Here is a 10,853-nt window from a genome sequence, read left to right on the forward strand (position 1 = left end):
CTGCAGGGGGGACCCTGTGGGAGAGTAGGACGCCGCCGAACAATTTTTAGCCTCGGTCCCGAGTATCGGAAGATACTCGGGACCGAGGCTTTTTTGGTTTCTTCGCAGATCATCCTGAGCTGGGCTGGGACTGACATGCCACGCTCGGAACATCCCCCAGCAGTCGTCCGCGTTGTGGTTCAGCCCACCAGGGTGCGGTGGGGCCACCGTGCGCGGGCCTGCTCCTGGGAGCGCATCAGCGCCAGCGTGGGCAGGCCCTGCGACGCGCCCTGGGTCAGCAGGTCCGGCAGTTGGGGCAGGGGTGCCACGGCCGCGACATCGTCCAGGACGAGGGTGAGTGGTGGGTCGAGCCGACCGGAGGATGACCGTTCGGCCATGCGCCGGCCGTGCTCGACCACGTGTGAGGCGAGTGCGGTCAACAGGGGCATCGCACCCGGATGGGTCCGTGGGTCCTCGATGGACTCGCCCATCACATACAGCGTTCCCCCTTCGCCGATGAATGACTCCAAAGCGAGGGAGTCGGACCGGCCGGGGTTGCAGGCGTCCCTGATGTGGATCGAGGACAGCGCCGCCAGCGCACGGGCCGTCAGCTCCTGGGCCATGTCGCGGCGTTCCGGGTGTGCGGTGAGCATGGCCTCCAGCTCACCCGCGGAGCCCCCGACGGCCTTCGCGTGCGTCCGCAGGATCCGCACCGGCTCATGCGCCGAGTTGCCCTGCGCCCAGCGGTGCACATGGCGGAACGGGCGGCCGTCCACGGCGGACGCGTGCAGCCAGCAGCGGAGCATGGTCTCCGCTGCCTCCGCCATGGGCCTGTCCGCGGCGTGGAGCGGGCGTACGGGGGCGAGGAGCGCGGTGGCGCGGGCGGCCGCGGCATCGCGGGACTCACAGCCCGCCGCGGGGTTCCAGCGCAGCCGGGCCGGGGTGTCGAGAAGGTGGGACGGGTCGAAGACATGGGCGGGGCCGAACTTCGCGCGCGCGTCCTTGGTCGTCGCCCACAACGCGGGGTCGCTGGTGACGACCAGGACCGGGCCGTCGGCCTCCAGGACGGCCTCGGACGCGGCGTCGCCGCGCTGTGTGCCGTAGAGGACGCGGGAGTGCGTCGGCTCGGCCCCGGGAAGCCCCGGGCCGCCGCGTGGAGTGGGCACCGGCTGGAGTGCCGCCGTGCCTGATGAGGCGGGCGTCTCGGCGATGTGGTGGTGGGGCGCCGCGGTGCCCGCGTCACCGTTGCCGGCGTGGCCGTTCCAGGGCCCGTACGGGGCTGTGGGTGCGCTGGGGTGTCCGACCCCGGGCTGTCCGGCGACCGGCGCGGCCGGGCGCGGCTCCTTACCGTTCGTCGCCCAGCCGGCCTGCTGTCCGGCCTGCTGTCCGACGGATCCGGGACCGCCGGGCGCCAGGCCGGTCGCCGAATCGGCGCGATACCCCTGGAGGTTGCCATCGGGCCGTGCGCCCGGCGCGGCCGCCGCCGCCCCGAGGGCCCCGGCCTCCTGCCCGGACCCCGGCCTCGGCCCCGATCCTCCCGGCCCTCCCGGTCCGGCGGCTGCGCGTCCCGGGCCGTTCCCGGGGACGTACTCGTGTCCTCCGTCGGCCTCACGCCTGCCCTCAGGACCGTCAGAGTCGGCGCTGCCCCGCCGCCCGGTGCCCCGCTTCGCCGCCGCTGCTTCCTGCCGCTCCGCGCGGCGCCTGGCGCGCACCGCGCGATAGCGCGTGGCGGTGCCGATGACGAAGATCGTCAGCACGATCAGCACCATCAGCTCGCTGATGAACAGGCCCCAGAACAGCCCGTATCCCGACAGCTGTTCCTTCGGCGTGTCGGGCCAGGCCGCGGCGAGATTGTGGGGCTGCTCGGCCAGGGAGCGCATCGCCTGCGGCGTGCGGAGGAAGCGCACGCTGTCCGGCCAGGCGCCGTGGGCGAAGAGCCCGGCCAGCCCGGTCGCGGTCCACACCAGCCCCGTCAGCCCCAGTACGAAGACCATGGCGCCGATCAGCAGCCCGTCCGGGATGCCGCCCTGTGAGGCCGGGGGTCTGCCCGGCTCTCCCGCACCGCCGTGGCCGCCCTGCCCTCCGTGGACCCGCCCCGTCGTCACGTCAGGCCACCGTCGACCCGTACGAGGGCCCGCCGTACGCGTCCGCCTCGGCGGCCTCCTGGGCGAGCTGCCGCTCCACGGCCGTGGCCGCCCGCTCCTCGGCCTCCGCGTCCGCGTCGGCCGCGAGCTGGACGGCAAGCCCGTCCTCCGTCATGGCCCGGTCGGTGTAGACGAGCGGCCGCTCGGCCTCGGTGATCAGGTGTTTGACGACCTGGACATTGCCGTTGACGTCCCAGACCGCGATGCCGGGCGAGAGGGTCGGGATGATCTCGACCGCCCAGCGGGGCAGGCCGAGCACCCGGCCGGTGGCCCGGGCCTCGTCGGCTTTCTGGGCGTAGATGGTCCGGGTCGACGCCATCTTGAGTATCGCCGCGGCCTCCCGCGCCGCCGCGCCGTCGACCACGTCGGAGAGGTGGTGGACGACGGCGACGAAGGACAGGCCGAGCCGGCGCCCGAACTTCAGCAGCCGTTGGAAGAGCTGCGCGACGAAGGGCGAGTTGATGATGTGCCAGGCCTCTTCGACCAGGAAGATGCGCTTCTTACGGTCCGGCCGGATCCAGGTGTGCTCCAGCCACACCCCGACGATCGCCATGAGGATCGGCATGGCGATCGAGTTCCGGTCGATGTGGGAGAGGTCGAAGACGATCAGGGGGGCGCTGAGGTCGATGCCCGCCGTCGTCGGGCCGTCGAACATGCCGCGCAGGTCGCCGTCGACGAGCCGGTCGAGCACCAGGGCGACATCGAGGCCCCACGCCCGTACGTCGTCTATGTCGACGTTCATCGCCTCCGCCGACTCCGCCTCGGGGTGGCGCAGCTGCTCGACGATGTCGGTCAGCACCGGCTGGCGGTCGACGATGGTCTGGTTGACGTAGGCGTGGGCGACCTTGAGGGCGAAGCCGGAGCGCTCGTCGAGCCCGTGGCCCATCGCGACCTCGATGATCGTACGGAGCAGGGCGAGCTGCCCCGTCGTGGTGATCGAGGGGTCCAGGGGGTTGAGGCGGATGCCGCCGTCCAGGGCGGCCATCGGGTCGAGCCGGATGGGGGTGATGCCCAGCTCCTGGGCGATCAGGTTCCACTCGCCGACGCCGTCCTCGCCCTGGGCGTCGAGGACCACGACCTGGCGGTCACGGAACCGCAGCTGCCGCAGGACGTAGGTCTTCTCCAGGGCCGACTTGCCGTTTCCGGACTCGCCGAGCACCAGCCAGTGCGGGGCGGGCAGCTGCTGTCCGTACAGCTGGAACGGGTCGTAGATGTACCCCTTGCCGGAGTACACCTCGCGCCCGATGATCACGCCCGAGTCGCCCAGGCCCGGTGCGGCGGTGGGCAGATAGACGGCCTGCGCCTGCCCCGTGGACGTGCGGACCGGCAGCCGGGTCGTCTCCACCTTCCCGAACAGGAAGCTGGTGAACGTCTCGGTGATGGCGCCAATCGGATCGGCCACGGCGGAGCCCCTATCGTCCCAGTCGTCTCTATCGCGCTATCGCTCTATCGCCGGATGCCGGTCGCGAACGGCAGTGTGTTCACAAAGGCACGGTGGTGCTCGCGGTCGCACCACTCGAGCTTCAGATAGCTCTTGCCCGCCGAGGCCCGGATGGTCCGCTTGTCGCGGGCGAGGGCTTCGGGGGAGCGGGAGGAGACGGTGATGTAGCCGACGAGATTGACGCCCGCGGCGCCGCTCGCCAGGTCCTCGCCGCGCTGGTCGAGCCGGCCGTGTGCGGCGATGTCGCGCGGGTCGACGGTGCGGTTCATCTTGGCGGCGCGGCTGGCCTCGGCCTCGTCGTTCGTCTTCTCCGTCAGCATCCGCTCGATCGCGATCTCGGTCGGCTCCAGGTCCATGCAGACCGCGACCGTACGGATCACATCGGGGGTGTGGACCAGCAGCGGGGCGAGGAAGTTGACCCCGACCGGGGTCATCGGCCACTCCTTGACCCAGGCGGTGGAGTGGCACCAGGGCTCGCGGGTGCTCGACTCGCGGGTCTTGGCCTGGAGGAAGGTGGGCTCCATCGCGTCCAGCTCGGCCGGCCAGGCGTTCCGCTGGGTCATGGCCTGGATGTGGTCGATGGGGTGGTCCGGGTCGTACATGGAGTGGATGAGCGAGGCCAGCCGGCCCTGGCCGAGCGGCTGCCGCACCCGGATGTCGGCCTCGGCGAGCCGGGCGCAGATGTCGGTCAGCTCGCGCGCCATGACCACGGCCAGGCCCGCGTCCTTGTCGAGCTTTCGGCCGCCGCCGTTGTGGCGGGTGGCGCGGGCGATGGCCTGGGCCTCGGCCGCCAGCTCGCGGGTGTAGTGCATGCAGGCGACCAGATAGGCGCGGTGCTGCTCGGAGGAGGTGGAGACCATCGACTGAAGCTGGTCGTAGGAGTCCTTGAGCCAGTTGGGGGCGTCTCCGTCGCCGCGCCGCTCCACGTCCTTGGCGTGCGCGTCGGGGTCGGCGGGGAGGGTGCGGGCCAGCATCTGCAGGCGGGTCACAAAGCCGTCGCCGTTGGCGACATGCTTGAGCAGGGTGCCGAACCGGTCGACCAGCGCCTCCTGGTCCTCGCTGTCCCGCAGCCCGACGCCCGGGCCCTCGATCTCGATGGCGGCGGTGACGGTGCGGCGGTCGGCGTGCAGGAGCACCGCGATCTCGTCGGGGCCGAAGGGCGCCGCCAGCCAGTTGATCCGGCCGATGCCGGGCGGCGGGCCGACCTCGACCTCGCGGCCGTCGATACGGGTGCCGGCCTCGGCGGCGGCGGAGCGGTAGGCGGCGCCGCTGCGCGCAATGCGCTTGTAGGAGCGGTTGATCTCGAACCACTTGTAGAAGGTGCGGCCGTTGTACGGGATGTACACGGCGGCCAGCGCGAGGGTGGGGAAGCCCACCAGGGTGGTGATGCGCAGCATCAGCACCGGGACCAGCAGCCCGCACATCATCCCGATGAACGCGCCCCCGATGATCAACGCGATTTCGCCGGTCTCGCGGTTCTTGCCGACGATCGCGCTGGGGCGGGCGCGTCCGATCAGATATGTGCGGCGAGGCGCGATGGGAGACTGGGCCTCGATCGTCACCGCCGGTCACCTCCGGGGTTGTTGCTGGAACCGCGGTTCTGGGCGCGGGCCGCGGACGCGGCCCCGCCGCCTCCGCCCCCGCCGCTGCTGGGGCGTGCGGCGCCGCCCCCGCCTCCCTGGCCGCCGCGGGAGCTGTGCGCGGCGACGCCGCCGGAGACCGGGTTGGCGGGCTTCGTCTGACCAGGGCGGGCCGCGGCGCCGCCGCCCCCGCCGTCGCCGCCTCCGCGGGCGCTGTGGGTGTTGATGCCCTGCTTCACGAGGGCGGCCGGGGAGCTGATGATGGCGGCGGCCTGGCGGGAGGCCGGGTCCGCGCTGGCGCTGCGGGCCTTGACGATCTCATCGCCGAAGCCGGGGACGAAGCGGTAGATCATCGCGCTCGCGAAGATGGCGAGGATGATGATCGCGAGGCCGGAGACGACGGCCGAGAAGGCGTCGGGCCCCTTGTCGGACGTGGACAGCGCTCCGGCCAGCGCGAGCACGATCACGACCACCGGCTTGACCAGGATCACGGCGATCATGATCCCGGCCCAGCGGCGCACATGCCCCCACATGTTCTTGTCGACCAGGCCCGAGTAGACGGCGGTGCCCAGCAGCGCGCCGACGTACAGCAGGGCGGCGCGGATGACCAGCTCCAGGCAGAGCACGCCGGCGGCGAGGATGGTCACCAGCGACACGACGATGAGCATGATCGGCCCGCCGCCGATGTCCTCGTCCTTCTTCAGGGCCTGGGCGAACGAACCGAAGAAGGCGTCGTTGTCCGCGCCGGTGCCGGAGGCGATGGCCTGGGTGACGGCGTCGGTCGCCGTGACGACCGTATAGAGGATGAGCGGTGTGAAGGCGGAGGCCAGGACCGTCAGCCACAGGAAACCGATGGCCTCCGACAGCGCCTCGCCGAGCGGCACCCCGCGGATGGCGCGCTTGGCGACGGCGAGCAGCCAGAGGATGAGGGTGAGGACGGTGGAGGCGGCGAAGACGACGGCGTACTGGCGGAGGAAGGCCTCGTTGGTGAAGTCGACGGTGGCCGTCTCCTTGACGAGGTCGGAGAGCTTGCCGACGAGCCAGGAGGCGGCGTTGGCGCAGCCGCGGGCGAGGGAGGCGGCGGGGTCGAGGGGGGAGGTGGGGTCGGAGGGATCGGGCGATGTCTGCTCATGGCCGCAGTTGCTTTTGTTCGGACCGACGATGAGGTCGCAGTTGCCCTTCTCCGACGGACTTGGAGATGGGTCGGGGGCGGCGGCTGCTCGGCTGGCCAGAAGCACGGCAGCCGTCTGCACGGCTGCCAGGGCACCGGCGACCGTGAGAGCACGGCGGTGTGGGCTAGCGAGCATAGGTGAACCCTCCGTACTCCTCGACCGCCTTGGCGATCTCATCGGCCGTGGAAGCGGTGCGGTCGCTGTTGACAGGCGCCGGGCCGTTCTGTTGGGAGTAGCTCTCGGCCTTCCAGTCGTTGCCTGCCCAGCGCAGCCTGACAGTCATGGTGAACCAGTCGTTGGTGACTGGGTTTGTCGAGCCTTCTCCCGCTGTGCCGAACACTCCTGTGCACCAGACCGCTACAGTCGCGGTGCCCCCCGCGTACTTGCTGATCTTGGTGCCGACAGGGGCGGTACGTGAAACGTAGGTCAGGCCATCAGCGGCCTTGCCGTTTTCGTCAAGCCCGAGCTTCTTGAGGAAGTCTGTCGAGTAGGCATTGTCGAGCTTGCTCTGGAGCGGCCCTGCCGCCGCGCTAGTGAAGGCCTGCGACACGATCTCGTGGCGGCGGTCCCGATTCAGCATGTCGCCCGACCCCAGCGCCACCGCGTAATTCGCCGCCGCGCTCTGCGCCCCCTGCTCCGTCTTGGCGAATCCCGACGCGATCCCCGTCACGCCGTCCTTACCCTCCACGGGCCGCTCCCCCGTCGGGGCGGTGGCCCGGCTGTTCGTGCTGGGGCCTGAGCCGTCGTCGGAACCGCTGTCCGAGGAGCTGTCTCCGCCGCCGCCGCGGTTGGCGAAGGCGATGGCGGCGATGAGGAGGACGACGACGCCCACCACGGTGACCAGGTTCCGGCTGGGCTTGCCGACGCGGCCGCCGCCTCGGCGGGGTGGGCCGAAGGGGTCGTCGTCGCCTTCGGGGAGGCGAGTGCGCGTCAGGTGGCCGCCGGAGGACGCGCCGCCCGAGCGGATCGGGTCCTGGCCGTAGTCGCCGCCGTATCCGTCATCGCCGCCCAGACTCATCGCATGTACGCCCCTTCAAACGTGTCAATCGAGACAACCGTGTCCACGGTCCCCGCCGCGCCGGCCGCGGCATCAGCCATGGTCGCTCTCCGGCCACCGCTATACGACGGTAGCGGCGCGGACCGACGTCGGGGCGGGGCGGTGTGAGTGGACATCAAGCTGACACGACCTCAAGGGGCGGAGCGGGCATCAGGAAGCAGCCTCGGGTGGGGGAGGTGGACCAGTGGGGGGCTCGGGGGCGGAGGCTTGGGGGCGGGGTGTGCGCCGCGCGTGGGGGGTCGGCTGTGCGAGCGGGTGGTGCGCTAGACGGCCATGCCGTACACGATCGTGAAGACTGTGCCCAGTGAACCGATGATGAACACACCGGTCAGTCCGGCGACGATCAGACCCTTGCCCTGTTCGGCGCTGAAGGTGTCGCGCAGCGCGGTCGCGCCGATCCGCTGCTTGGCGGCGCCCCAGATGGCGATGCCGAAGCAGAGCAGCAGGGCCACGGCCATCACCACCTCGATCATGACGCGGGCCTCGCCGCCCAGGTCGCCGAAGGGGCCCCAGTCTGGGGCGATTCCGCCGATGATGGTGTTGATGTCGCCCTTGTCGGCCGCTAGAAACATAAGAACTCACCGCCCCTTATGGGTAGTTGTGTGCCAACGTCGGTTGGCACATGCCAGCCTCTATCTTCGCTGACGATCCCGCTTCCGCATGTCGACTTGGCGGCATTTCTTGGCGGATCTCGTACGTGTTGTGGACCACGATGACCTGACCGGCGTACAAAAGCGTCGACGCGAGGCTTTCCGGTCACTGTGTGTATCACGCACCTGGGCACTGGGCAACGATCAGCGGTGAGGTCCGGCGGGGTCCGGCGGGGTCCGGGGATCGGCGAGCCCGGCGCCGTGCGCGCCTCGCTCGTCCGCCCCGCTCCTCCGCCTCGCTCCTTCGCCTCACTCCTCCGCGAAGTCGTCGAACTCGCCGGCCTTGACCCCCTTGATGAACGCCTCCCACTTCGCCTGGGTCGTCACCACGATGTTGTCCGGATCGTTGCTCTCGCGCATGTAGATCCGGCCATCGGGGCCCGCGGCCACCTCCAGGTAGGCCTCCTGCTCCCCGTCCTCCGGGGTCGTGGCCCGCTGCCAGTCGAGCTGCGTCATCGCGTGGTCCTTACGGGTCGGTATGAGCTCTGGGACGCGCCGGACTTTACGCGCTCCGCGTCCGTACGGGAGGCGGTCGAGGGGCGGGGTCGGCCGCGCGGCGGAGCCGCATATAGACGTCTGCCGGGGGCAGGGGTGGGGCGCAAGGGTGGGGAGGGCCGGGGCATGCGGTGCGAACGGCCCCGCCCGCCCGTATGGTTTCGGCTGGTGGGCGGCGGATTTTCGCCGTACGTGCGGAAACGCGTTCGTATGACGCGCCGATGGGGGAGGATGGCCGGGTGCGCAAGGTCTGGCTGGGCGTCAGTGTCGGTCTCGGGGTCTCGTTCTCGTTCGTCGCGCTCCTTGTCGTCGGTACGTACATGGTCGCCGCGGACCTCGCGGGCGGTAAGGGCGGTACGTCGGTCGGGCTGGCCAAGGGCTCCGTTCCCGCCGAGTACCAGTCGCTGGTCCAGAAGTGGGGGAATCTGTGCCCCGCCATCAACCCGGCCCTGCTCGCCGCGCAGCTCTACCAGGAGAGTGGCTGGAACCCGAAGGCGCAGAGCCCGGCGAACGCCAGGGGGATAGCGCAGTTCATCCCGGGCACCTGGGCCGCCCATGGCGTGGACGGCGACAAGGACGGCGACAAGGACATCTGGGATCCGCAGGACGCGATCCCGTCGGCGGCCTCCTACGACTGCTCGCTCGCGGGCTATGTGAAGGACGTCCCGGGCGATCCGACGCACAACATGCTGGCCTCCTACAACGCGGGCGCGTACGCCGTTATCAAGTACTCCGGCGTGCCGCCGTACCGGGAGACCCAGAACTATGTGAAGACCATCACCACCCTGGCCAAGAGCTTCGCGGCGCCCGTCCAGCAGGTGCGGCCCTCGCAGCAGTCGGCCGCGGCGATCTACTTCGCGCAGAAGCAGCTCGGGAAGCCGTATCTGTGGGGCGGCAACGGCACGCCGGAGGACGGCGGGCGGTTCGACTGCTCCGGGCTGACCAAGGCGGCGTACAAGACCGTCGGGATCGAGCTGCCGCGCGTCGCCAACGATCAGTGGAACGCCGGGCCGCATCCCAAGCGGGACGAGCTGCTCCCCGGTGACCTGGTCTTCTTCGCGTACGACCTCGACGACCCGAGATCCATCCACCATGTGGGGATCTATGTGGGCGGCGGGAAGATGATCAACGCCCCGTACACTGGTGCCGTGATCCGGTTCGACAACATCGACACGCCGGACTACATCGGTGCGACGCGGGTGACCAAAGATGGCGCAAAAGCGTTGCCGACGGCGAACTCCGCGTAAAGGCTCCGCCCTGAGCTGCGACGATGGGTCACCCTTCGATAACGTCCTGGTGATCGTTGGGTAGAGAGCGGAACGCCCCGCTCGATAAGGGCGTTTCCTGGAAGTGGATCGGCAGCGGACAACATCGGCATCGATCGCGTTGACCAACGGGGGCCGGCAGCCGCATGTAGCGACAGGCAAGAGATAAGGGGCCACGGCACATGGCTGGACTCGCACTGGACGGGTCGAACCCTGATGTCAGCCTGCTCTACGACATCAATGGACTCGCCAAGGACGCTCCCCACTGGTTCGACCGCGTCATGGAGTTCGTCGGCGAGTACGGGATCATCATCGGGCTCGCGCTGGTGATGCTCGGCGCGTGGTGGAGCGTGCGCAAGCGTCCGCAGGACGCGCCGTCCGCCGTCGCCGGGCTGGTGTGGGCGCCGCTGGCGGCCGGTCTCGCGCTGCTCGCCAACATCCCGATCCGGGAGTTCGTGGAGCGGCCGAGGCCCTTCAAGGACCATCAGGGGCTGGAAGTCCTGGTGGCGGGCAAGACGGACTTCTCATTCGTCAGCGACCACGCGACGCTGACCATGGCGATCGCCGTGGGCGTGTTCATGGCCAGCCGGACGTACGGGGTGGCCGCGATCGGCCTCGCGCTGCTCGAGGGGTTCTGCCGCGTCTACATGGGCGTGCACTACCCGACGGACGTCATCGGCGGGTTCGCGCTGGGTACCGCGGTCGCGCTGCTGCTGGCGCCGCTGGCGATGATGCTGCTGACGCCGCTGACGACGGCGGTCGCGGGCTCGCGGGTGGGCTGGCTGGTGCGGGCGGGGGCGGCCCCCGAGGCCGGGGAGGCCGCGGAGGAGGACGTTCCGGAGTTCTCCGAGGCCCGGACGTCGGGCAGCGAGCGCCGCAGCAAGGACCTGGCGGCCTGACCCCCGGCGCCCCGGCGCTCACAGCGGTTCATGACACACGGCGTGGGGGGGGGGGGCCGCCCCCCCCCCCCCCCCCCCCCCGGGGGGGGGGGGACCCCCCCCCCCCCCCCCCCCCCGGCCCCCCCCCCCCCCCCCCCCCCGGCGCGGGCCCCCGGGGGGGTGAGAAACCCC

9 protein-coding genes are annotated in these 10,853 nt (G+C 70.8%); 2 read left to right on the forward strand and 7 right to left on the reverse strand.

The genetic code is table 11. The features are described 5' to 3' along the window. Positions 1 to 179: 179 nt before the first annotated feature. The 7 genes from ACH4S9_RS46935 to ACH4S9_RS46965 all read right to left on the reverse strand — a co-directional run bounded on the left by ACH4S9_RS46935 (position 180) and on the right by ACH4S9_RS46965 (position 8,479). Positions 180 to 1,973: a hypothetical protein gene (locus ACH4S9_RS46935; RefSeq protein WP_398377804.1), complete on the reverse strand. Its 1,794-nt coding sequence runs from the start codon at positions 1,971 to 1,973 to the stop codon at positions 180 to 182. A gap of 112 nt (positions 1,974 to 2,085) precedes the next feature. Continuing rightward, positions 2,086 to 3,525, reverse strand: coding sequence for an ATP-binding protein (locus ACH4S9_RS46940; protein ID WP_311724616.1), 1,440 nt, complete (start codon positions 3,523 to 3,525; stop codon positions 2,086 to 2,088). 44 nt (positions 3,526 to 3,569) lie between these two features. Beyond that, a complete protein-coding gene (locus ACH4S9_RS46945; RefSeq protein ID WP_311724647.1) occupies positions 3,570 to 5,120 on the reverse strand; it encodes an SCO6880 family protein in 1,551 nt (516 codons plus the stop codon). Between the two features lie 2 nt (positions 5,121 to 5,122). Continuing rightward, positions 5,123 to 6,451, reverse strand: coding sequence for a hypothetical protein (locus tag ACH4S9_RS46950; RefSeq protein WP_398377799.1), 1,329 nt, complete (start codon positions 6,449 to 6,451; stop codon positions 5,123 to 5,125). Further along, positions 6,441 to 7,334, reverse strand: a complete 894-nt coding sequence (locus ACH4S9_RS46955) for a hypothetical protein (protein ID WP_398377801.1) — start codon at positions 7,332 to 7,334, stop codon at positions 6,441 to 6,443. Before ACH4S9_RS46955 ends, ACH4S9_RS46950 begins: the two co-directional genes overlap by 11 nt. Before the next feature lie 302 nt (positions 7,335 to 7,636). Continuing rightward, complete coding sequence (locus ACH4S9_RS46960) at positions 7,637 to 7,945, reverse strand: hypothetical protein (protein WP_311724613.1); 309 nt, start codon at positions 7,943 to 7,945, stop codon at positions 7,637 to 7,639. A 327-nt stretch (positions 7,946 to 8,272) separates the two neighbouring features. Continuing rightward, positions 8,273 to 8,479, reverse strand: coding sequence for a DUF397 domain-containing protein (locus tag ACH4S9_RS46965; RefSeq protein WP_014177694.1), 207 nt, complete (start codon positions 8,477 to 8,479; stop codon positions 8,273 to 8,275). Between the two features lie 260 nt (positions 8,480 to 8,739). Between ACH4S9_RS46965 and ACH4S9_RS46970 the strand changes: the two genes are divergently transcribed. Both ACH4S9_RS46970 and ACH4S9_RS46975 read left to right on the forward strand, forming a co-directional pair. Further along, complete coding sequence (locus tag ACH4S9_RS46970) at positions 8,740 to 9,765, forward strand: bifunctional lytic transglycosylase/C40 family peptidase (protein ID WP_311724612.1); 1,026 nt, start codon at positions 8,740 to 8,742, stop codon at positions 9,763 to 9,765. A 200-nt stretch (positions 9,766 to 9,965) separates the two neighbouring features. After that, positions 9,966 to 10,682 carry a phosphatase PAP2 family protein gene (locus tag ACH4S9_RS46975; RefSeq protein WP_358849406.1) on the forward strand — a complete coding sequence of 239 codons (717 nt, stop codon included), beginning with the start codon at positions 9,966 to 9,968 and terminating at the stop codon, positions 10,680 to 10,682. The last annotated feature ends 171 nt before the right edge of the window (positions 10,683 to 10,853 follow it).

The sequence above is a fragment of the Streptomyces sp. NPDC021225 genome, from assembly GCF_044332865.1.
Taxonomy (GTDB): domain Bacteria; phylum Actinomycetota; class Actinomycetes; order Streptomycetales; family Streptomycetaceae; genus Streptomyces.